This window comes from Microvirga sp. RSM25, from assembly GCF_044784385.1.
In the GTDB taxonomy this organism is placed as follows: domain Bacteria; phylum Pseudomonadota; class Alphaproteobacteria; order Rhizobiales; family Beijerinckiaceae; genus Microvirga; species Microvirga tunisiensis.
Map to the genome: position 1 here is coordinate 701812 of NZ_CP173039.1, position 23027 is coordinate 724838.

At 63.9% G+C, this 23027-nt stretch carries 15 protein-coding genes; 12 read left to right on the forward strand and 3 right to left on the reverse strand.

Going from position 1 to position 23027, the window contains the following annotated elements:
• The first annotated feature begins 8 nt into the window (after nucleotides 1-8).
• The 10 genes from ccmI to ACD578_RS03330 all read left to right on the forward strand — a co-directional run bounded on the left by ccmI (nucleotide 9) and on the right by ACD578_RS03330 (nucleotide 13681).
• Nucleotides 9-1109: a c-type cytochrome biogenesis protein CcmI gene (gene ccmI, locus ACD578_RS03285; RefSeq protein WP_404290832.1), complete on the forward strand. Its 1101-nt coding sequence runs from the start codon at nucleotides 9-11 to the stop codon at nucleotides 1107-1109.
• Nucleotides 1106-1564: a cytochrome c maturation protein CcmE gene (gene ccmE, locus ACD578_RS03290; RefSeq protein ID WP_404290834.1), complete on the forward strand. Its 459-nt coding sequence runs from the start codon at nucleotides 1106-1108 to the stop codon at nucleotides 1562-1564. Before ccmI ends, ccmE begins: the two co-directional genes overlap by 4 nt.
• Before the next feature lie 15 nt (nucleotides 1565-1579).
• Complete coding sequence (locus ACD578_RS03295) at nucleotides 1580-3562, forward strand: heme lyase CcmF/NrfE family subunit (RefSeq protein WP_404290836.1); 1983 nt, start codon at nucleotides 1580-1582, stop codon at nucleotides 3560-3562.
• A gap of 3 nt (nucleotides 3563-3565) precedes the next feature.
• A complete protein-coding gene (locus ACD578_RS03300; RefSeq protein WP_404290838.1) occupies nucleotides 3566-4024 on the forward strand; it encodes a cytochrome c-type biogenesis protein CcmH in 459 nt (152 codons plus the stop codon).
• Between the two features lie 194 nt (nucleotides 4025-4218).
• Nucleotides 4219-4644 carry a hypothetical protein gene (locus ACD578_RS03305; protein ID WP_404290840.1) on the forward strand — a complete coding sequence of 142 codons (426 nt, stop codon included), beginning with the start codon at nucleotides 4219-4221 and terminating at the stop codon, nucleotides 4642-4644.
• Between the two features lie 128 nt (nucleotides 4645-4772).
• The gene (locus tag ACD578_RS03310; protein ID WP_404290842.1) at nucleotides 4773-5987 is read left to right on the forward strand and encodes a S1C family serine protease; all 1215 of its coding nucleotides are present in this window, start codon (nucleotides 4773-4775) and stop codon (nucleotides 5985-5987) included.
• A gap of 140 nt (nucleotides 5988-6127) precedes the next feature.
• The gene (locus ACD578_RS03315; RefSeq protein WP_152712461.1) at nucleotides 6128-6826 is read left to right on the forward strand and encodes a response regulator transcription factor; all 699 of its coding nucleotides are present in this window, start codon (nucleotides 6128-6130) and stop codon (nucleotides 6824-6826) included.
• 10 nt (nucleotides 6827-6836) lie between these two features.
• Nucleotides 6837-8270: an ATP-binding protein gene (locus ACD578_RS03320; protein ID WP_404290844.1), complete on the forward strand. Its 1434-nt coding sequence runs from the start codon at nucleotides 6837-6839 to the stop codon at nucleotides 8268-8270.
• A 264-nt stretch (nucleotides 8271-8534) separates the two neighbouring features.
• A complete protein-coding gene (locus tag ACD578_RS03325; protein WP_404290846.1) occupies nucleotides 8535-11522 on the forward strand; it encodes a bifunctional [glutamine synthetase] adenylyltransferase/[glutamine synthetase]-adenylyl-L-tyrosine phosphorylase in 2988 nt (995 codons plus the stop codon).
• A gap of 479 nt (nucleotides 11523-12001) precedes the next feature.
• The gene (locus ACD578_RS03330) at nucleotides 12002-13681 is read left to right on the forward strand and encodes a calcium-binding protein (protein WP_404290848.1); all 1680 of its coding nucleotides are present in this window, start codon (nucleotides 12002-12004) and stop codon (nucleotides 13679-13681) included.
• 294 nt (nucleotides 13682-13975) lie between these two features.
• On the opposite strand, the gene ACD578_RS03335 is transcribed toward ACD578_RS03330, so the two are convergent.
• Nucleotides 13976-16249, reverse strand: a complete 2274-nt coding sequence (locus ACD578_RS03335) for an ATP-binding protein (RefSeq protein WP_404290850.1) — start codon at nucleotides 16247-16249, stop codon at nucleotides 13976-13978.
• Nucleotides 16250-16494: 245 nt separating this feature from the next.
• A complete protein-coding gene (gene pepN, locus ACD578_RS03340) occupies nucleotides 16495-19146 on the reverse strand; it encodes an aminopeptidase N (protein ID WP_404290852.1) in 2652 nt (883 codons plus the stop codon).
• Nucleotides 19147-19343: 197 nt separating this feature from the next.
• Here pepN and ACD578_RS03345 point away from each other — a divergent pair, with 197 nt between their 5' ends.
• On the forward strand, nucleotides 19344-19784 hold the full coding sequence (locus ACD578_RS03345) for a VOC family protein (RefSeq protein ID WP_404290854.1): 441 nt from the start codon (nucleotides 19344-19346) through the stop codon (nucleotides 19782-19784).
• 96 nt (nucleotides 19785-19880) lie between these two features.
• On the opposite strand, the gene ACD578_RS03350 is transcribed toward ACD578_RS03345, so the two are convergent.
• Nucleotides 19881-20672 carry a calcium-binding protein gene (locus ACD578_RS03350; protein ID WP_404290856.1) on the reverse strand — a complete coding sequence of 264 codons (792 nt, stop codon included), beginning with the start codon at nucleotides 20670-20672 and terminating at the stop codon, nucleotides 19881-19883.
• Between the two features lie 870 nt (nucleotides 20673-21542).
• Between ACD578_RS03350 and xdhA the strand changes: the two genes are divergently transcribed.
• Nucleotides 21543-23024 (forward strand): xanthine dehydrogenase small subunit, encoded by a 1482-nt coding sequence (xdhA, locus tag ACD578_RS03355; RefSeq protein ID WP_404290858.1) that lies wholly within the window; start codon nucleotides 21543-21545, stop codon nucleotides 23022-23024.
• Nucleotides 23025-23027 lie beyond the last annotated feature (3 nt).

The window sequence follows — 23027 nt, forward strand, 5'->3', positions numbered from 1 at the left end:
AGGATTTTATGGTGATCTGGATAATCCTCCTGGCAATGACGGCAGCAGCCGTGATGGCGGTGCTTTGGCCGTTGTCGCGTCATTATGCCGTGGCACGGCAGGCGGATCCGGACACGCAGTTCTATCGTGAGCAGATTGCCGAGATCGAGCGCGACCTGGCGCGCGGTGTGCTTCTGCCCAGCGAGGCCGAGGCCGCCAAGGCCGAGGCCGGGCGACGCCTCCTGCGGGCGACGGGCCAGCGCGGCGAGACCTTCGCGGCCGTGGGAGAGCCGGCTCTGCGCCGCCGCCGCGCCGCCTCGACCCTGGCCCTGTCGGTCATCCCGATCCTGGCGCTTGCGACCTATGAGATCTACGGCTCGCCTCAGGTGCTGACTCAGCCGCCCGCGGCGCAGCTGCCGCAGCAGGCCGGCAATGTCGACCTCATGACGGCGGTGGCCGAGATCGAGAGCCACCTGGCGAAGAACCCGCAGGACGGCCGCGGCTGGGAGGTGATCGCCCCGGTCTATCTGCGCATGGGCCGGATCGACGATGCCGTGAAAGCGTATGAGGCGGCAGTCCGTTATCTGGCGCCGGATGCCGACCGCTTCGCCAATTACGGCGAAGTCCTGGTGATGGCCAAGGACGGGCTCGTCTCGGGCGAGGCGCAGGGCGCTTTCGAGCAGGCGGTCAAGCTCGATGCGGCATCGCCGAAAGCCCGCTTCTATCTCGCCCGCGCGGCTGTCCAGGATGGGAAGGTCGAGAAGGCAAAGGCCGCTTATGCGGAGCTGCTCTCCACATCGCCCGCGGACGCTCCCTGGATTGGGGCGGTGAAACAGGAACTCGCCTCGCTCGGCGCGCCCCAGGCGACGACGGGCTCGGCGGGCGAACCCCAGATCGGACCTGAGGCGATTGCCGGCATGGTGGCGGGCCTCGCCAGCCGCCTGGAGGCCGAAGGAGGCACGGCGGAAGAATGGGCGCGACTGATGCGCTCCTATGCGGTTTTGGGCCAGCGTGATAAAGCCATGGCCGCAGCCCAGCGCGCCCGGGAGGCGCTGGCGCAGAACGACGCCGCCTTGAGGACCATCGACACGATGGCGCAGGAACTGAAACTGACCGACGCCCAGCCATGACGAGAAAACAACGCCGCTTGACCCTGATCGGTGTCGCAGGATGCGTCCTCGCGATTGCGCTCGGTCTCGTGCTCTACGCCATGAACGACACGATCGTGTTCTTCAATTCGCCGGCCGATATCCAGGCGAAGAACGTGCCGCCCGGCACGCGCATCCGCCTCGGCGGTCTCGTCAAGGAAGGCTCGGTTCAGCGCGGCTCCGATCAGCAGATCACCTTCGAGGTCATGGACGCGCAGGCCGCGATCCAGGTGAGCTACAAGGGCCTGCTGCCCGACCTGTTCCGCGAAGGGCAGGGGGTCGTGACCGAAGGCGTGCTCGTCAGTCCGAGCGTGTTCCGGGCCGATTCCGTTCTGGCGAAGCATGACGAGAACTACATGCCCCGCGAGGTGGCGGATACCTTGAAGAAGCAGGGTCACTGGATGGGCGAGGCCAACGCTTCGCCCAAGACGCAGTAGCAAGGGAGATCCCTCGTGTTGGTCGAGGCTGGACATTTCGCACTCGCGCTGGCGCTTGGATTGTCCCTGATCCAGTTCGTCGTGCCGCTCTGGGGCGCGCGCGCCAACGATCCTGTGCTGATGGCCGTTGCGCCGGCGAGCGCGCTTGCCGTGCTCGCCTGTATCGCGTTCTCGTTTATCGCGCTGACCTTCGCTTACCTGAATTCCGATTTCTCGGTGCTCAACGTCGTCCAGAACTCCCATTCGGCGAAGCCGCTGATCTACAAGATCTCCGGCGTATGGGGGAACCACGAAGGCTCCATGCTGCTCTGGGTGCTGATCCTCGCCCTCTTCGGGGGCGTGGTGGCGCTTGCGAGAAACAGCATCCCGATGCGGCTGCAGGCGAATACGCTCGCGGTTCAAGCCTCGATCACCATTGCCTTCCTGCTCTTCATCCTGACGACATCGAACCCTTTCACGCGCGTCATCCCGGCGCCGCTCGAGGGACAGGATCTCAACCCCTTGCTGCAGGATCCCGGCCTCGCGATCCATCCGCCGCTGCTCTACATCGGCTATGTGGGCTTCTCGATCTCCTTCGCCTTCGCCTGCGCGGCCCTGCTCGATGGGCGCATCGATGCGGTCTGGGCCCGGATCGTGCGCCCCTGGACCCTCGGCGCCTGGGCTTTCCTGACCCTTGGGATCGCCATGGGCTCCTACTGGGCCTATTACGAGCTCGGCTGGGGCGGCTGGTGGTTCTGGGATCCCGTGGAAAACGCCTCGCTCATGCCGTGGCTCGCGGGCACCGCGCTCGTGCATTCCACCGTGGTGATGGAAAAGCGCGATGCGCTGAAGGTCTGGACGATCCTTCTCGCCATCCTGACGTTCTCCCTGTCGCTGCTGGGCACCTTCCTCGTCCGCTCCGGCGTGCTGACCTCGGTCCATTCCTTCGCGGTCGATCCTGAGCGCGGCACCTTCATTCTCGGCATCCTGATCCTGTTCATCGGCGGATCGCTGGCGCTTTTTGCCTGGCGCGCGCCCATGCTCAAGCAGGGTGGCCTGTTCGCGCCCATTTCCCGTGAGGGAGCGCTCGTTCTCAACAATCTCTTTCTCGCCACCGCGTGTGCCACCGTGTTCATCGGTACGCTCTATCCGCTGGCGCTCGAGGTGCTGACCGGCGAAAAGATCTCCGTCGGCGCGCCGTTCTTCAACTTCACCTTCCTGCCGCTGATCGTTCCGCTGCTGCTGCTTCTGCCGCTCGGTCAGACGCTTGCCTGGAAGCGCGGCAACTTCCTCGGCACGGCCCAGCGCCTTTATGCCGTGTTCGGCATTTCGCTGCTGGCGACCATCGCCATGTTCGCCCTCCAGCACGGCGGGCCGGCGGCTGCGCCGCTCGGCGTCGGCCTCGGCGTCTATCTGGTTCTCGGCTCGATCAACGAGATCGTCAGCCGTTCCTGGTCCAGGGGCGCTCCACTCTCCGTTGCCTGGCGCAAGGCGAGGGGCCTGCCGCGCTCGGCCTGGGGCACGTCCATCGCCCATGCGGGCGTAGGCCTCACGGTCATCGGCATTGCGGCCACCGCCTGGGGCGTCGAGTCCATCGGCAGCCTGAAGCTGGGCGAGCGTCTCAAGGCGGGCGACTACGAAGTGCGGCTCGAACAGGTCACCCCGCGCGTCGAGGCCAACTACCGGGAGGATGTCGCCGTCCTGACGGTCATCGGCGCCGGCCGCGAGCTCGGTCGTATCGAGACCATGAAGCGGCTCTACGTGGCGCGTGGCATGCCGACGACGGAAGCGGGAATCCTGACCACGGGCCTCGGCCAGATCTACGCCAGCATCGGCGAGGTGCAGGCGGATGGATCCATCGGCATGAGACTCTATCACAAGCCGCTGGTTCTGCTGATCTGGATCGGCTCCCTCGTGATGGCGGCAGGCGGTGCCCTGTCCCTGACGGATCGGCGCCTGCGCATCGGCGCTCCGGCACGCGCGAGAGTCGCGCCACCGGCTGCCGTTCCGGCGGAGTAGACCATGCGCTTCGTCCTGGCCCTCATGGCGGCGCTTCTGTTCGGCGGCCCGGTCTTTGCCGTGCAGCCGGACGAGGTGCTCAAGGATCCGACTTTGGAGAAGCGCGCCCGCGAGATTTCGGCGGGGTTGCGCTGCCTCGTCTGCCAGAACCAGTCCATCGACGATTCCGATGCGCAGCTTGCCAAGGATCTGCGTCTCCTGGTGCGCGAGCGCCTAGTAGTGGGCGACACGGACACGCAGGTGCGCGACTTCCTCGTGCAGCGCTACGGCGAATTCGTCCTGCTCAAGCCCACCTTCGGAAGGCATACGCTGCTGCTCTGGCTGACGCCCGCTCTCGTTCTTGCCCTCGGCGGCATCGGCGCCTACGCGGCCATGCGACGCCGCCCGCGTCCCGCTTCTGCACTCGATGCCGAGGAGCAGAGGGCGCTCGAGGATCTGCTCAAGCGCGATCAGGGCGCTTGAACTCCAAGAACCGTTCCGGCCTATCGACGATCGTGCGACAGAGGAATAAACAGCATTTCGTAGGCTGCAATTCCTTAACCTGAGCAGGCGCCAATTCTTTCTGGGGATCATGCCATTTTGTCGCGGTGCCAAGGAGAAATCCGGCTGATATCGGGCTCTCACGTCTCCCGATATCCCCCGCGAAAGGTACGGTCGTGAAGCTTGCGGCCCCTGGATTGTGTCTGATCCTTCTTGCACTCCCTTCTGCGGTTCGATCGAGTGAAGATCTCGTCGCCAAACGCGAGGCCTGCCGCGTGGAGGCGAGGAGCCGCATCGCACCCAGGAAAAAGATCGAGGTCGACGATTATCGGCGCATCGTGGAGCGTCGCGCGGCCCACATAGCTCAGTGCATCAATCGAACCGTCGTCGCCCGCAGCAACGCTCCGCTCCCGCCGCAAAGAGTGCTCGACGATGCGGTGGACAGCGACACGCTGCGTGTCGTCACATCGAGCCGAAACGAGCCCCGTCGCATGGCAGTGCGTGCGGACCGACATAAGTCGAAGATGGCTTCGATCAGGACGACCAAGACGACGAAGCTCAGGGGCAAGAAGGTCAGACTTTCGTCCCGCCGGGGCAAGTGAAAGCCTCCCGGCCGGGCCCTTTTGAAACCTTACCAACAATTCATCTCGGGGTGAGGGTACCGTAAGGCTTGAACCCCCATCTTGCTCTCATGACGAACCCAAGAGGGTTCATCCAGGAGAGACAAGACATGTTGGACAAGGTTTCCACTCCCGCCCGCAAGCGCACCGCAAAGTGGCTCGGCGCAGCGGCCGTGGCCGCGATCATCGCGGGCGGCGCCGTCGAGAGCGGTCTGGTTGCTCCCAGCCCCGCCCATGCCGAACTGCGCTCCATGGCGCAGCCGGTGCAGGGCGTGCCGTCCTTCGCCGACGTGATCGACCGGGTAAAGCCCGCCGTCGTGGCCGTGAAGGTCAAGGTGCAGAACGTCGCCGACCGAAACGACGATAACGAGGACGGCCAGCAGTTCTCGATGCCGGACCTGCCTCCGGGCCACCCGATGGAGCGCTTCTTCCGCCAGTTCCGCGACCAGATGCCCGGCCGTGGCGACCGTAATCCGCGCCAGGAGCGCCCCCGCCAGTTCGGCCAGGCTCTCGGATCCGGCTTCTTCATCTCGGCTGACGGCTATGTCGTGACCAACAACCACGTGGTCGAGAACGGCTCCGAGGTGCAGGTCACCATGGACGACGGCAAGACCCTCGACGCCAAGGTCATCGGCACCGACCCGAAGACGGACCTTGCCCTCTTGAAGGTCGAAGGCAACGACTTCCCCTATGTTCGCCTCGCCGGCCAGAAGGCCCGGATCGGCGACTGGGTGATGGCGATCGGCAACCCGTTCGGCCTCGGTGGCACGGTGACGGCCGGCATCGTGTCGGCCCAGCACCGGGATATCGGCAGCGGTCCGTACGACGACTTCATCCAGATCGACGCCTCGGTGAACAAGGGCAACTCCGGCGGCCCGACCTTCAACCTGTCGGGCGAGGTCGTGGGCGTGAACACGGCGATCTTCTCGCCGTCGGGCGGCAATGTGGGTATTGCGTTTGCCATCCCGGCGAGCACCGTCGAGAACGTGGTGGCCTCTCTGAAGGACAAAGGCTCCGTGACCCGCGGCTTCATCGGCGTGCAGATGCAGCCGGTGACCAAGGAGATCGCCGAGGCCATCGGCCTCAAGGAGCCCAAGGGCGCCCTCGTGGCCGAAGCCATGAAGGACGGTCCTGCCGCCAAGGCCGGCGTCCGGACCGGCGATACGATCGTCGCCGTCGACGGGCAGACGATCAACGAGGCCAAGGATCTGTCCCGCAAGGTGGCCAACGTCGCCCCGGGCAAGTCCCTGTCTCTCACCCTCTGGCGTGAGGGCAAGGAGCGGACCGTGACCCTCGAGGTCGCGAGCCAGCCGAAGGGCGTCTGATCCTTCATCAAGAGCAAAGGGCACCAGGCTTTGTAGTTGATTGCCCCTGACACCTGGTGTCTTCTGCCCACGGCAGGCTGGCCTCTCCCCCTCCAAGGCCGGCCTGCCGTCGGGATTTCAATTGCGTTACAAGTAGGCTTATGCGGATTCTCATCATCGAGGACGACAAAGAGGCGGCCTCCTACCTCGTCAAGGCGTTTCGCGAAGCGGGCCATGTGGCGGACCACGCCGCCGACGGCCTCGACGGTTATGCCATGGCGGAGGAGGGGGATTACGACGTGCTCGTGGTCGACCGCATGCTGCCCAAGCTGGACGGCCTTTCCCTGATCCGCTCGTTACGCGAGCAACGGGTCGAGACCCCGGTCCTCATCCTCTCCGCCCTAGGACAGGTCGATGATCGCGTGAAGGGCCTGCGCGCGGGCGGCGACGATTATCTCCCCAAGCCTTATGCCTTCTCCGAGCTTCTGGCGCGCGTCGAGGTTCTCTCGCGCCGCCGGGCATCGGCTCCCAATTCGGAGCCGACACTCTATCGCATCGCCGATCTCGAACTCGACCGCCTGTCGCATCGCGTGACGCGCTCCGGTCAGGAGATCGTGCTGCAGCCGCGCGAGTTCCGGCTGCTCGAATACCTCATGAAGAACGCCAACCAGGTGGTCACCCGCACCATGCTGCTGGAACATGTGTGGGATTACCACTTCGACCCGCAGACCAACGTGATCGACGTTCACGTCTCGCGGCTGCGCGCCAAGATCGACAAGGGCTTCGACAAGCCGCTGATCCACACCATCCGCGGTGCGGGCTACATGGTGCGCGTCGGTGCTGCGGACGACGAGGAATGAGCGCGAAGCGATGAACGCCTTCATGAGCGCCCTCGGCAAGCTCGTCCGGACGACCGCCTTCAAGCTGTCCTTCGCCTATCTGCTCATCTTCACAATCTTCGCCTTCGTGGGCCTGGGCTATGTCGCCTGGAACGCCCAGCGGCTTCTCACCGACCAGTTCGTGTCCACCATCGAGAGCGAGATCAACAACCTGTCGGAGCAATACAGGTTCGGCGGCCTGCGCCGTCTCGTGAACATCGTCGAGCGGCGCTCGCGCGCGCCGGGCGCCATGCTCTACCTCGTCACGACCGATGCCGGGGAGCGCGTCGCCGGCAATGTGGGCGCCCTGCCGCCCGGCGTGATCGGCCGCACGGGACAGTTCGAGACGCTTTACAACCGCACCGACGAAACGGAGGCGCGGCCCGACATGGCCATCGTGCGCGTCTATCTCCTCCCCGGCGGGTTCAGGCTCCTCGTCGGCCGTGACATCGAGGAGCGTCGGCGCCTTCAGGAGGTCATCTATCGCGCCTTCGGATATTCGCTGCTCTTCATCGTCGTGCTCGGCTGCGTCGGCGGCTGGTTCATCACCAGACGCGTCCTGAAGCGCGTCGACGACATGACCGAGATCACGCGCCACATCATGACGGGCGATCTGGGAGGACGGCTGAAGATCGCCGGAACCGGCGACGAGCTCGACCGGCTCGCCCAGAACCTCAACGACATGCTCGACCGCATCGGTGAGCTGATGCGCGGCATGCAGGAGGTCTCGGACAACATCGCCCACGATCTGAAGACACCGCTGACGCGCCTGCGCAACAAGGCCGACGAAGCCCTGCGCACCGCGAGCACGCCCGATGAGCTGAAATCGGCTCTCGAAGCCACCATCGAGGAAAGCGACAACCTCATCCGCATCTTCAACGCGCTGCTCATGATCGCGCGCTTGGAGGCCGGCAATGCGCGCGAGGGGCTGGCGGATTTCGATGCCGCCGAGGCGGTGCGGGACGTGGCGGAACTCTACGAGGCGCTTGCCGAAGAGGCGGGCGTGTCGCTGGAGGTTTCCGTGGAGGATGACCTGCCGATCCATGGCAGCCGCGAGCTGCTGGGGCAGGCCATGGCGAACCTCCTCGACAACGCCTTGAAGTACGGATCCGCAACCGGACGAACGCCGCAGACGATCGGCGTGTCTGCCCATCGGAGCGACGGCGAGGTGCGGATCGTGGTGGCCGATCGCGGCCCTGGCATTCCGGAAGCCGAGCGCGGACGCGTGCTGGAGCGTTTCGTTCGCCTCGAGACGGCCCGTTCGCGACCCGGATTCGGCCTCGGTCTCAGCCTGGCCGTCGCCGTTGCCCGGCTCCATGGCGGAACCCTGCTGCTGGAGGACAACGGGCCCGGGCTGCGGGTGGTCCTGGCATTGCCCCTGAAGGCCGTCGAACTGCCGCAGCCTCCCCTGCAATCTGCGGCCTGAATCCGAAATACGATGATGTAAGGCCAAAATTTCGGCAGTGCCGTTTGCGCTGCCTGAAGATGCACTCCCTCGTCGTGGCCGGGCTTGTCCCGGCCATCCCGATCCTATGAAGCGCCGCGGGTCACCCTCCACGTCATCACCGGCCTCGTGCCGGTGATGACGTGGAGGGTGTCAGGTCAAACTGAGGCACTCCCAAAATTTCGATTGCCTCCGGCTCTCCGGCGTGAACACTCAAGGCGCCCGCAGATACCCGATGGATTGGCCGTGCCGGACCAGACGAATTCCCTTCTCGACCGCCTGACGAAAGCCCCGCTGGTTGCGGATACGAGGCGCGCGAAGACGCAGCTGGCGGACTTCGTCAAACGTGTCCGGGAAGAGCCCGAGGCCGAGGCGCTCTCGAGCCATCTCGACAGCGGATTGCTGCGCGATCTCCTTCTCGCCCTGGCCGACCATTCTCCCTTCCTCTGGCAGCTCGTCGTCAACCATCCGGCCCGGATGGCGAGGCTCGCCTTTGAGCCGCCGGAAGAGGCGCATCGCGCCCTCGTCGAGAGCCAGCTCAATCTGTTCCGTGACCTGCGGTCCGGCGCGATCGCGCGACACGATGCCGTGCGCGCATTCCGGCAGAACCGCAACACCCATGCGCTTCTCGTGGCCCTCGCCGACATGGGCGGCCTGTGGAGCACGGAAGAGGTCACGCAGGCCTTGTCCGACTTTGCAGATGCCTCCGTGGCCGGTGGCGTGAACCTGGTTCTCACCGAGACAGCGGATCTCGGCCGCATCACTCTCAAGAACATTGACGCTCCAGGAGAGGGTTCGGGCTTCACCGTGCTGGCGCTCGGCAAGCATGGCGCCGGCGAGCTCAATTATTCGAGCGACATCGATCTCGTCATCTTCTTCGATCCCGAGACGACCGTACTGAAGGACGCGTCGGAAGCGGCGACGGTCTACACGCGCGTCGCCCAGCAGCTCGCCAAGCTCCTGCAGGAGCGCACCGCAGACGGCTATGTGCATCGCGTCGATTATCGCCTGCGTCCCGATCCGGGCTCGACGCCGACGGCCATGTCGCTGTCGTCCGCTTATGTCTATTACGAGACGGTCGGGCAGAACTGGGAGCGTGCCGCCTTCATCAAGGCGCGCCCCGTGGCAGGAGATCTCGCACTCGGCGATGCCTTTCTGAACGAGCTTCGTCCCTTCATCTGGCGCAAATACTTCGACTTCGCCTCCATCGCCGACGTGCACGCCATGAAGCGGCAGATCCATGCGGTGCGAGGGCATGACGAGATCGCGGTCGCGGGCCATGACATCAAGCTCGGACGCGGCGGCATCCGCGAGGTCGAGTTCTTCGTGCAGACGCAGCAGCTCGTTTTCGGCGGACGCCGGCCGGCCTTGCGGGGACGGCGCACTCTCGACATGCTCAAGGCCCTTCACGATGAGGGCTGGATCACGGCGCAGGCGCGGGACGAACTCTCCGACGCCTATCGATTCCTGCGCACCATCGAGCACCGGCTGCAGATGGTGGCGGACGAGCAGACGCAGCGCCTGCCGACGGACGAGGAGCAGCTCAAGCGTTTTGCCAAGTTCTGTGGCTATCCCACGTTAAAAGCCTTCTCCAAAGCCCTTACGGACCAGGCGAAGATCGTGCAGGGGCATTACGCGCTTCTCTTCGAGGAGGGGCCGGAACTCGCCTCCGATGCCGGCAGCCTCGTCTTCACCGGCACCGCCGACGATCCGGAGACGCTTGCCACTCTCCAGCGCCTCGGCTTTCGCGAGCCCGAGCGCGTTGCGGAAACCGTGCGCGGCTGGCATTTCGGTCGCCGTCCCGCGATCCAGAGCGCGCGTGCCCGCGAGGTGCTCACCGAACTGACGCCGGCACTGCTTTCCGCGCTCGGCGGCACGGCCGATCCCGATGGCGCGCTCGCTGCCCTCGACAGCGCCTTCGGCCGCATGCCCGCCGCCGTCGAACTCCTCACCATTCTCCAATCCCACGACAAGCTGCGCCTGCGCTTCGCGGATCTCCTCGGCACCGCGCCGCGCCTTGCCAACACGGTGGCGCAATCCCCGCACGTGCTCGACGTGCTGATCGACCCGGCCTTCAACACCCCGCTTGTCGACGAGACCGCCATCGAAGAGCAGGTGCGCCAGATCATTGGCCATCCCGAAAGCTATGAGGACTTCCTCGACCGCGCCCGCGACGCGGCCCGGCAGATGCGCTTCATTACCGGTGCGCGCCTCCTCTCCGACATCATTTCTCCCGCGCAGGCCGGCGGGGCCTATGCCGCCGTCGCGACCGCCATCGTCCGGGCTTCCTTCGAACGCGTGCGGCAGGAGTTCGAGGCGGACCACGGCACGGTGCCGGGGGCGAGCATCGCGATCCTCGGTCTGGGCCGTCTCGGAACGAAGGAACTCACGGCCGGGTCCGATCTCGATCTTGTCGTCATCTATGATTTCGATGAGGAACGGCGCGAAAGCACGGGTCCGCGCCCGCTCGACGTGGTGGTCTACTTCACGCGCCTGACCCAGCGACTCGTGGCGGCGCTCACGGTGCCCACGCGGCGCGGCCTTCTCTATGAGGTCGATCTGCGCCTGAGGCCACAAGGGGGCAAAGGCCCGGTGGCATCGCAGTTCAAGGGCTTCGTCGCCTATCAGACCACGGAAGCGGATCTCTGGGAGCACATGGCCCTCACGCGCGCCCGCGTGCTGGCGGGCGACGAAGCCTTCGGCACGGTGGTCGAGGCTGCTGTGCGGCGGATCGTGGGAGCGCCCCAGGAGCCGGCAAAGGTCTTCGCCGAGGTCCGCTCCATGCGCGAACTCATTGCCCAGGAAAAAGGCGACGACGATCCGTGGGATCTCAAGCTCGCCCGCGGCGGTCTGACCGATCTCGACTTCATCGCGCAAGCCCTCGTACTCGCGCACGGTGCCGCCCATCCGAGCCTGGTCGGCCATGCATCGGAGGAAACGTTTGCGGAGGCGAGCAAGGCCGGGCTGATCGGCGAGGAGGAGGCGCGCAGCCTCGTGGAGGCGCACCGCCTGTTCAACGCGATCTTTCAGTGGCAACGCCTCACCATCGAGGGGCGCTTCAATCCCGCATCTGTCTCACCCGCCATTCTCAAGCGGCTTGCGACCGTCGCCGGCCTGCCGAACCCAAAGGTGCTCCTGCACCATCTGAGGGAGACCGCGAGCCAGGTGGCTGGCCTCTATAATCGGCTACTGATGGTTGCAGATGGTCCGAAATCCACAGGCCGCCGCGCTTGATGGATCGACCCCATCAGCCCGGAAATTGAGAGGGCGATGTCACCCGGATGAAGCATGGCCGTTGGCCTGCCGTAGAGAAGCCTTGAGGGGTTCACAATTCTCGCTGCGACCACAGAGCCAATAACAAAATAATTTTCGGAATTATACCGCATAAATGCGACTTATAATCATGTTTAGATGGATAATATCTAAGTATTGCTTCTAAATCAATCGTGTTTTCAGGAGTCGCAACAGGATTTTATTAATAAAACTTCGGGGTTTGCTTCGCTGAAGCTAGTGAAACCTCTGGTTGTGCCCAATGATAACTATCGATGGATGGAAAAGCACTTGCCAAAGATATGTATCATTATAACATCAAAACCGTTCAGGGCTGAACAATTCTGGTTGGCCTTTCGAACGTAATCAGGCTTGCGGTTGGCCTCTCTCTAGCTGCAACGGATGCGTTCCCCGGGCCATCCTCGTCTGAAGGGGGCAAGACCATGGCTACGGCCGCGACGATCTTTGAACTTGATATGCAGCGCGTGTTCAGCAACACGGGTGGCGGCGGAATTGCTTGGGGAGGGACTGGCCAAACCGGAACCATCACCGGCAACCAGACAGGCGGTTCCGGAACGGGTTCTTCGTATTCCTCAGGCGGTTCAGGGCAGGCGCAAGGCTCCGGATCGAACGATCCTTATGCGGGCATCACGGTCGTCTATAATCCGGTCACGAGTCGAATAGATACGTTTGATCCCACTCTTCTCCAGAGCGTGATGACGCCGGACGGAACTCCAATTCTCTTGGTTGGGGAAGAGCTGGTCTTAACCTTGTCGCCATCTCCTAAGATCGTGCAAGGCGAAGAACTGGTCTTAACCTTGTCGCCATTACCCAAGATCGTGCAAGGCGAAGAGCTGGTTCTTGTCTTGTCGCCATTACCCAAGGTCGTGCAAGGCGAGGAACTGATCCTTTATTTATCGCCATCTCCTAAGATCGTGAAAGGCGAGGAACTGGTCCTTCATTTGTCGCCTGCCCCCGGCGGGGTGCACGGCACCATCCAAGGGCACGACAAGTTGGGGGCGCTGCAGACCATCGAATTCAGAATCGCATCCGACGCCAGCGATATTCTCTCCGGACGCGGGATTCTTGACGGGCGAGCCGGAAATGACGGCATCACGGGCTCTGGCGGAGCGGATACGCTTCTCGGCGGCACGGGCAACGACTGGCTCGACGGCGGTGCGGGCGCCGACCTGATGGACGGCGGCGAGGGCTGGGACGTGGTCTCCTACCAGAGCGCCACCAGCGGCCTGACCGTCGATCTCACCAGCAATGCGAACAGCGGCGCGGCTTCCGGCGACAAGATCCTCCACGTCGAGGTGCTTCAGGGCACGAACCACAACGACCTGCTCACCGGCCTCGACCGTGGCGGCGGCAGCGGCGTGCAGCTCTACGGCGAGGGCGGCGATGACGGGCTCACCGGCAAGGCCGGCGGCGATGCCCTGTTCGGCGGCGCCGGCAACGACTGGCTCGACGGCGGGCCGGGCGGCGACATCCTCGACGGCGGCGCCGGCTGGGACGTGCTGTCGTACCAGAGCGCCACCAGCGGGGTCGTGGTCGATCTCACCGGCAACGCCAATGGCGGCGCGGCTACTGGTGACGTGATCTCCAACATCGAGGTGCTGCAGGGCTCGAACTTCGCCGACACGCTGACCAGCCTCGACCGCGGCGGCGGCTCGGGCGCGCAGCTCTACGGCGAGGGCGGCCACGACACGCTGCTCGGCAAGGCCGGTGGCGACTACCTGTTCGGCGGGGCCGGCAACGACCTGCTCGACAGCGGCTTCGGCGGCGATGTGCTCAACGGCGGCGCGGGGGCGGACACGTTCCGGTTCTCGTCCAGTCTCGGGGCCGGCAATGTCGACACGGTGCAGGACTTCTCGGGGGCCGAGGGCGACCGGATCGTGCTGAGCCGGAGCGTGTTTGCGGCGGCGGGCTATGATGCTCTGGCGGGCTCGGCCTTCACGCTCGGGGCGGCGGCGAGCACGGCGGCGCATCGCATCGTGTACAACCAGAGCACGGGCGATCTGTTCTACGATGCCGACGGAGTGGGGGGCGTGGCGGCGATCAAGTTCGCCGTGATCGCCACCCATGCGCAGCTCAGCGCCGCGAGCTTCCAGATCCTGTAAGACAACGATCAGGCTGCAGGCTCGCTTGCGCCGCGCAGAAAGAAGCCACAGGGCGCGGCAGCAGCTGCGCCCTTCCTCTGTCGCTGAAAGCCTTGCTTCCAGATCCGACCATCGGAAGCTCGTCGAGAACCGCGCAAACAGAGATTGACTGTGAGTGAGCGTTTCTGTGCCCTTATCGTTCACGCGGGTTGAAGGCGACAGGTCTCTTGTCTCACACAAAGGCAAGATCAGCATTCTCAGCATCATCCGAGCGATTCTAGATCGTGCACCCGTCCTGTCCGGTCCGGCTCTTTATCAAGCTGCCGCGTCGGCGAGGGCGATATCGGCGTTGGTCGCTTCCGTCAGCGGCAGGTGGACCAGGACGATGGTGCCGAGGCCTTCCTGGCTTCTGATACGGAGCGAGCCGCCGTGGAGCTCGGCGAGGGAGCGGGCGATGGCGAGGCCGAGCCCCGAGCCTTTGTAGCTCTTCGAGAACTCGGTCTCGACCTGCTCGAACGGTTGCCCCAGCTTGTGCAGGGCGTGATCGGGAATGCCGATGCCGTTGTCTTCCACGTAGATGTTGACGGCATTGCCGGCCTGGCGGGTCCGCACCGTGATGCAGCCGCCGTCGCTCGTGAACTTGGTCGCGTTCTGGAGCAGGTTGACGAGGATCTGGTGAAGCGCACGCTCGTCCGCCGGCACGAGGATGTCCTCGGGGTTCACATCGACGGTGACGGACAGGTTCTTGGCCTTGGTCTGCTCGCCTACCAGCTTGAGGGCGCGCTGGATCGAGGCGTGGACCTCGATCGGCTGCTTGGTGAGCGAGGTGCGGCCTGCTTCGATGCGCGACATGTCGAGAATGTCGTTGATCACCGACAGGAGATATTCGCCGCTCGAGCGAATGTCGGTGCAGTATTCCTCGTACTTGTCGGAGCCGAGGGAGCCGAAGATGCCGCTCTGCATCACCTCGGCGAAGCCGATGATGGCGTTGAGCGGCGTGCGCAGCTCGTGGCTCATGTTGGCGAGGAATTCTGATTTTGCTCGGTTGGCGCTTTCGGCCTGCGCCTTCTGGTCGAGATAGCGTTCGGCGAGATCGGCCAGCTGATGCGTCTGCGCTTCGAGCTTCTGACGCGATTGCTTGAGATCGAGAACGGTCGCGATGAGCTCCTTCTCGGACTCGACGAGGCGGTGCTCGTGGCGCTTGAGCGCGGTGATGTCCGTGCCGACGGACACGTAGCCGCCGTCCTTGGTGCGGCGCTCGTTGATCTGCAGCCAGCGGCCGTCCTGCAGGCGCGCCTCGAAGGTGCGCGCACCCACATCCTGCTGTTCGCGGCGCAGGAACTGATGCTGCACCTCCGGCGGACGGCCGAGGGCCATCACTTCCGCGTACGACTTGCCCTGGAGCTGGGCATCTGCCGGCAGCTCGTGGAGCTTCTGGAACTTCGAATTGCAGAGCACGAGATTGTTGTTGGCGTCCCACAGCACGAAGGCTTCGGAGATCGCCTCGATGGCATCGTGCAGGCGCGCATCGGCTTTGGCCGTCTTCTCTTCCAGGCCGCGCTGCTCGGTCACGTCCACGGCGATGCCGACGAGATGGCTGGCCGCATCGTCCGGATCGTTCATCAGCTCGGCGCGGGCGCGCAGCCACACCCAGTCGCCCGAAATGCTGCGGATGCGGAACTCGTAGTCGACGAGCGAGGTGCTGGCGGAGGCGAGCTGCTCGGCGAGAGTGAAGAGATCCTGATCCTCAGGGTGGATCATCGTGTTCACTTCGCCAAAGGAGAGGAACTCGTCCTGGCGCTCGTAGCCCAGGAGCTCGTACATCGAGTCGGACCAGTAGATGCGTCCGCGGCCGATATCCCAGTCCCACAAGCCGCAGCGTCCACGGTTGAGCGCGGAGTCGATCCTGTCGCGCACCTTCTCGCAGACCTCGTCGGCGGCGCGGGCGCGGTTCGCCTGCATTACATAAGCTACGCCGATGCCGAGCAGAACCATGATCGTGGCGCCGAGCAGCGAAACATGGCCGATGGTGCGCGTCCACCAGCCGGACAGAATGTGCGGCATCGGCTGTACGAGCGCGATCTGGCCGGAGGAGGCGTGAAGCGCACGGACGGTCGCCATGCCTTCGATGCCGCCGGGAAGCTTGATCGTCATGACGCCGGCGCGGTCCGCGAAGAGCATCAGGGGCTGCGCTTCGCCCAGGATATCCGTGAGCTTGGCCGGAGCCTCTTCCATCGGCGGGTAGACCGCCAGGATCGCGCCTGCCTGATCGACCAGCATGAGAGAACGGTTCTGCGTCAGGGCGATCGGCGGCATATCCTTCGCCAGGCGCTCGAGCTGAGCCGAGGCCTGTACGCGGTCGGCGGGTGCACGGGCGGTGCCGAGCTTCGCAGCCGAGAGCGAAGCGATGATGTCGATGTCATTGATGGCGTCGAAAAGCGTGTCCTTGCGGCCATCGCGGATCTGGATCCAGGCGCTGCCGGCAAGCGTGATGAGAAACAGGACCAGGAGAGCGGGAACCGCCAGCCTCAGCAGCGGCTCATATTGCTCGAGCCGTCGATATGCCGGGTTCGCGTCTGATCGCGTCACCCCTAGAATCGTACCCGCGCGTGCGGGTACGCATGCGGTCACCGCCCCCGCCATGCGATGCTTCCTCCGGAACCATTTTCGTCCTGCATCGGAGGACGTGCCGCATCTCTCCGAATCACTAACAATAGAATCTTGAGCGGGTGATTTGTCTAGTTAGTAGAACCCGAAGGTTAATAAAAAATTTCCCATCCTGCGTTCCCTTGGGGAAATCCGGGACAACTCGATAACCTTTTCAAATAAAAAGCTTATTTCGACTGTCCATCTTCGAGAGAGCGACTCACGATATCCCCTACATCGCGGGAAAGATTGGGCTTTTGCGCGATGGAACGCAGGGCCTGTTCCGCGTGCGATCGACGAGTGCTTTCCATCATGCGCCACGTGCTGAAGGCGGTCAGAAGGCGGGCCGCGAGCTGTGGGTTCAGTTCGTCAGCACGCAGAACGATCGAGGCCAGGAAGCGGTAGCCTGCTCCGTCGGCCCGATTGAACTGAACCTGATTCAGCATGGCGAAGCTACCGATGAGCGAGCGCACGCGATTGGGATTGGCGATGGAGAAGGCCGGATGCTGCATCAGAGCCTTGACCCGCTCCAAGGTGCCGTCCTCCGGGATCGCAGCCTGCAGCGTGAACCATTTGTCGAGCACGAGAGGCTCGTTGCGATAGCGGTCCCCGAACCGGGCGATGGCTTCCTCGCGCACCGCGCCGGGCAAGGTGGTCAGAATGCTCAGTGACGCGAGGCGATCGGTCATGTTGCTCGCGAATTCAAGCTGCCTTACGGCGAGCGCTTCGCCCGCGCCCGGATCGGCTGCAGCGAGAAGATCGAGGGATGCATTGCGCAGAGCGCGCCGTCCAGCGCTTGCCGCATCCGGGCTGTAGGGGCCGGACTCGGTCAGCGACTCGTAGAAGCGCTGCAGATGCTTGGCGCAGCCTTGACCGATGCGACGCCGCATCTCCGAGCGTGCGCGATGGATGGCGTCGGGGTCCACGTCCTGCCCGATCTCCTGTGCAACGTCCGCTTCGCTGGGAAGGGTGACGACAAGCGCCGCGAAGGCAGGATCGTCCTGGGCATCCCGGTCCGTGAAGGAGCAGAGAGCGGCCGAGAAGGCATCGATGTCCTCGTCAGCGACCTCAATACCCGTCGAGAGGGAAACCAGCAGGCGCATGGCAACGGATTGGGCGGCCTGCCAGCGATTGAAGGAATCCGTGTCGTGCCGGAGGAGAACCAGCAATTCCTCGTTCGGCAGATCGAGCGACAGCTTGACCGGGGCGGAGAATCCCCTAAACAGCGACGGGACGGGCAGGGACCCCACGCCCGTGAAGGTAATGCTGTCCTCAGGCTTGTCGAACAGGAACACGCCTCGCTGGTCGACACGGTCGCAACTCGCACTCATCGCCGATCCGTCATGTGCAACCAGACCGAGGGCGACCGGGATCGCCATGGCTTCCTTCTTCGCCTGGCCAGGCGTCGGAGGGGTGCTCTGCGCAAGATCGAGGCGGTAGGTCCTTTCGTCGGGGTCGTAATGCCCCTTCACCTTGACCCGTGGCGTACCCGACTGCTCATACCAGCGGGCGAAGTGCGACAGATCCCGGCCCGTCACATCGGCGAAGGCGCGCAGGAAGTCCTCGACCGCGGCGGCGGTGCCGTCGCAGCGCTCGAAATAGAGATCCATGCCGCGCCGGAAGTCGTCGTCACCGATGATTGTCTTGAGCATGCGGACGATCTCCGCACCCTTCTCGTAGACGGTGGCGGTATAGAAGTTGTTGATCTCGCGATACTGGGTGGGCCGCACCGGATGGGCGAGGGGGCTCGAATCCTCCAGGAACTGCCGCGCCCTTAAGGTCTTCACTTCGGCAATGCGGTGCACGGGGCGGGACCGCTCGTCCGACGAGAACTCCTGGTCGCGGAATACCGTCAGGCCTTCCTTCAGGCAGAGCTGGAACCAGTCGCGGCAGGTCACGCGATTGCCGGTCCAGTTATGGAAATACTCGTGCGCGATGATCGCTTCGATATGGGCGTAGTCCGTATCGGTTGCGGTCTCAGGGCTGGCCAGAACGTATTTGTCGTTGAAGATGTTGAGGCCCTTGTTCTCCATCGCGCCCATGTTGAAGTCGGACACGGCGACGATGTTGAACACGTCGAGGTCGTATTCGCGCCCGAAGATCTTCTCGTCCCAGCGCATGGAGCGTTCGAGCGCATCGAGAGCGTAATCCGCCCGATCCTCCTTGCCGGGTTCCACGTAGATCGCCAGTTCCACCTCGCGTCCGCTCATGGTGGTGAAGGTCTTCGATACCCGGCCGAGGCGCCCACCCACCAGCGCAAAAAGATATGACGGCTTCGGGTGCGGATCGTGCCAGATAGCATAATGCCTGTCGGAACCGTCGATGGACCCGCTTTCGATTCGGTTGCCGTTGCCCAGGAGAACGGGAACGTCGTCACGGTCGGCCTCGATGCGCGTGTTGTAGACGCTGAGAACGTCGGGCCGGTCGAGGAAATAGGTGATGCGCCTGAAGCCTTCGGCCTCGCATTGCGTGCAGTAATTGCCGCTCGACCGATAAAGGCCCATGAGCTTGGTGTTGGCGGTCGGGTTGAGCTCGGTCTCGATGGTCAGCGTAAAAGGCTGGCGGGGGGCTTGTGCAATCGTGAGCGATTGCGGAGAGGCTTCGAACTCTTCGGCCGTCAGGGTGCGTCCGTTCAAAGACACGGCCTTCAGGTTCAGCTCTTCGCCGTCGAGGACGAGAGGGGCGTCCGAGCGGCCCTCCGGATTGGGCCTCATGACGAGGGTGGCCGTGACCCGGGTTTCCGTCGGGTGCAGTCTGACGTCGAGTTCGACACGATCGATCAGGAAGTCGCTGGGCTGGTAGTCCTCAAGGCGAACGATCTGGGCTGTATCGGTGCGCATCAAATACTCATTTGAAACTGAGTTGCGTCGGAAGCTAGGGCCTTGGGGAGAGACCGCAAGACTGCTTGGAGCAGCATTCGTTAAAAGTCACCTGATCTTGAGCAAATCCAAGGCTTTTTCGGCGCAAGAAAAAGGTACCTCTTGATCTCCTCGGCAAATACGCCATCACCTATGCCCGACCCATAGGGAAACTGATCATGGAATATCTGCACACGATGGTTCGCGTCGCGAACCTCGAAGAGTCTCTCGACTTCTTCTGCAACAAGTTTGGGCTGGTCGAGGTCCGCCGGACGGACAACGAGAAAGGGCGCTATACCCTTGTCTTCCTGGCGGCACCCGGCGATGTCGAGAGGGCCAAGGATTCAAAGGCGCCGCTCTTGGAGCTCACGCACAACTGGGACGAGAATGAGTACGCCGGAGGCCGCAATTTCGGCCATCTCGCGTACCGGGTCGACGACATCTACGAAACCTGCCGCAGGTTGATGGAAGCGGGCGTCGTCATCAACCGTCCGCCTCGCGACGGCTACATGGCTTTCGTCAAGTCCCCGGACAACGTCTCGATCGAGCTGCTCCAGCGCGGCGAGCCGAAGCCGGTGCAGGAGCCCTGGGCGTCCATGCCCAATACCGGAACCTGGTGAGCATCGAGCGTCCTTCGGACGAGCACGAGCGATCAAAAGGCGCGGCTTTTGGACCGCGCCTCGAAGTTTTTCAGCAGATCGCTGCCGATAGATCGCTTACAGGATCTGGAAGCTTGAGGCGCTGAGCTGCAGATGGTTGGCGATCACGGCGAACTTGATCGCCGCCACGCCCCCCGCTCCGTCGGCATCGTAGAACAGATCGCCCGTGCTCTGGTTGTACACGATGCGATGCGCCGCCGTGCTCGCCGCCGCCCCGAGCGTGAAGGCCGAGCCCGCCAGAGCATCATAGCCTGCCGCCGCAAACACGCTCCGGCTCAGCACGATCCGGTCGCCCTCGGCCCCCGAGAAGTCCTGCACCGTGTCGACATTGCCGGCCCCGAGACTGGACGAGAACCGGAACGTGTCCGCCCCCGCGCCGCCGTTGAGCACATCGCCGCCGAAGCCGCTGTCGAGCAGGTCGTTGCCGGCCCCGCCGAACAGGTAGTCGCCGCCGGCCCGGCCGAGCAGCGTGTCGTGGCCGCCCTCGCCGTAGAGCTGGACACCGCTGCCGCCGCCACGGTCGAGGCCGGTGAGCCTGTCGGCGTGGTTCGAGCCCTGCAGCACTTCGACGTGGAGGATCTTGTCGCCGAAAGCCGCGCCGCTGTTCGCATTGCTGGTGAGATCGACGGTCAGGCCGCTGGTGGCGCTCATGTAGGACACCACGTCCCAACCGTCGCCGCCGTCGAGGAGATCCGAACCACCGCCGCCCTTGAGCATATCGCTGCCGGAGCCGCCCTCGAGGATATCGGCTTCGCTCCCGCCGGTGAGATCATCGTTGCCGGCACCGCCAATCAGCCAGCCTTCGCCGGTCAGTTGATCATCGCCGTCATGACCGACGGTCGTCGTCATGAAGGGGACCCCGTCCGCCACTTTGAATTTTGGGGCGTAATTTACACCCAGTACTCCACCGACATACCCACCCTGGTACCATGCTGGGCAGATGGGGAAAGCGCCTCGTACTCCTCCACTTGAAGTTTCATATAGATATATGCCGTCGCAGAGGCCGTATGTGTATGTCCCGTCAGCCAGTTTAAGCCTATAGACATTTAGGAACGCCATGCTGCCTGTGAAGCCGGGACTGGAGCCGTAGAGGTAGGTCGTGCCGCCCTGTCCAAAATAACCCTCAGCAATCTGCGAATATTCAGCCGCCGAACGAACTCCCAATATGTGCGTGACGTATTGCAGTCCTTGTGTCGTCCAATCACGGACGGGACCCATGTAGGTTCCACCGGTCCCTACATGCACATATTCTCCATTATGGTTCCGAAGATAGAGAGTACCGTCGGCACCGATTTGGTACCTGCCATAGGAACTCCCGCTTCCCCCGCCGCCTGTCGGGTTGCCGGTGATGTCGCCGCCTTGACCGGTCCCACCATACCCGGCGCCACCGCCACCGCTATTGTCAAAGTACTCTGCTAGAGCCTAGTCGAGTGAAAAGGCCATGGTCCCCCCTTGTTGCTGGAGCGTCGGTGCATATGCCAAGCCGGCGTAAGGATCCGACGCCGCAAATGTAATAAAATATCTCTTTCAGCAATCAAGCGTAAGTTGTCAAAGAGCGGACATATTCCACAACAGTTGCAGGAAAAGGTGCCTAAAGCCTTTCTCCAACAATGATTTCCAGCCAGCCTTGGCTTGGGAGAAGACCTATTGCGAAATCCTGCCGCTCGGTCATTCTATAATGCTGGTCAGCGAACCGGGGCGAACCCGGCGGAGGACGATTTGAGGCGTGCAGCAATCCGCTTCTGGCGGAACGGACAGGCAGTCGAGGTTTCAGGTTTTCACCCGCGCACCACGCTTCTGGACTACTTGAGGCTTCAGGAGCGTCGCGTCGGCACCAAGGAGGGGTGCGCGGAGGGCGATTGCGGCGCCTGCACCGTGGCTTTGGGTCGGTTGAGGGGCGGGCGCGTGCATTACGAGCCTATCAATGCCTGCATCCTGCTGCTCGGCCAGATTGACGGGGCGGAACTCGTCACGGTCGAGGATCTCAGCGCGACGGGCGAGTTGCACCCGGTCCAGTCCGCCATGGTGGCGCAGCACGGATCGCAATGCGGATTCTGCACCCCCGGCATCGTGATGAGCCTCTTCACCCTCTATCACGAGGGCGAACGGCCCTTGAGCCGCGAGAACGTCAACGATGCGCTTGCCGGCAATCTCTGCCGCTGCACCGGCTACCGGCCGATCGTCGATGCGACCCTTCAGGCCTGCCATCAACAGCCGAACGACACGTTCGCCGCACGCAGCGAGCAGACCGCTCAGGGTCTCATGAGCCTTGCCGACGGCCGCGATGTCTTCATCGGGAACGAGACCCGCTTCTTCGCCGCGCCGGCGAACGAGGCCTCGCTCGCGACGCTCTATGCACAACATCCGGACGCGACGCTCGTCGCCGGCTGCACTGATGTGGGCCTTTGGATCACCAAGGCCATGATGGAGATCGAGAAGATCATCTGGCTCGGGCGCGTGGCCGGGCTGGATCTCATCGAGGATTCCTCGGAGGCTCTCGGCATCGGCGCGACCGTGACACACTCCGAGGTTCATCCGTCGCTGGCTCGGATCGATCCCGATCTCGGCGAGATCATGCGCCGGTTCGGCTCGGTGCAGGTGCGCGCTTCGGGAACCGTCGGCGGCAGCATCGCCAACGGCTCGCCCATCGGCGATCTCGCGCCGGCCTTCATTGCGCTCGGCGCGGAGCTGGAACTGCGGCAGGGCGAGACCGTCCGCACCATGCCGCTCGAGAGCTTCTTCATCGCCTATCGCAAGCAGGATCGCCTGCCGGGCGAATTCGTGCGCCAAGTGAGGGTGCCGAAGCTGAAAACCGACGAAGTCTTCCGCGCCTACAAGATCTCGAAGCGCTTCGACGAGGACATCTCGGCGGCCCTCGGCGCCTTCAAGTTCACCCTCGACGGGCGGCGCATCGCGGATGCCCGCGTGGCGTTCGGCGGCATGGCGGGAACGCCCAAACGCGCCACCGAGACGGAACGGGCGCTGATCGGCCTGTCCCTCGACGAGCCTTCGTCATGGGGCGAAGCCATGGCGGCCATCACGCGCGATTATCAGCCTCTCGACGATCACCGGGCCTCATCCGCATACCGCTCGACAATCGCCCGCAATCTCGTGTTCAAGGCCTTGAGCGAAACCGCATCGGGCGAGACACGGGCCACGCGGATCGTCGGCGTGCGCGAAGTATTCGAAGCGGCGGAGTAGGGC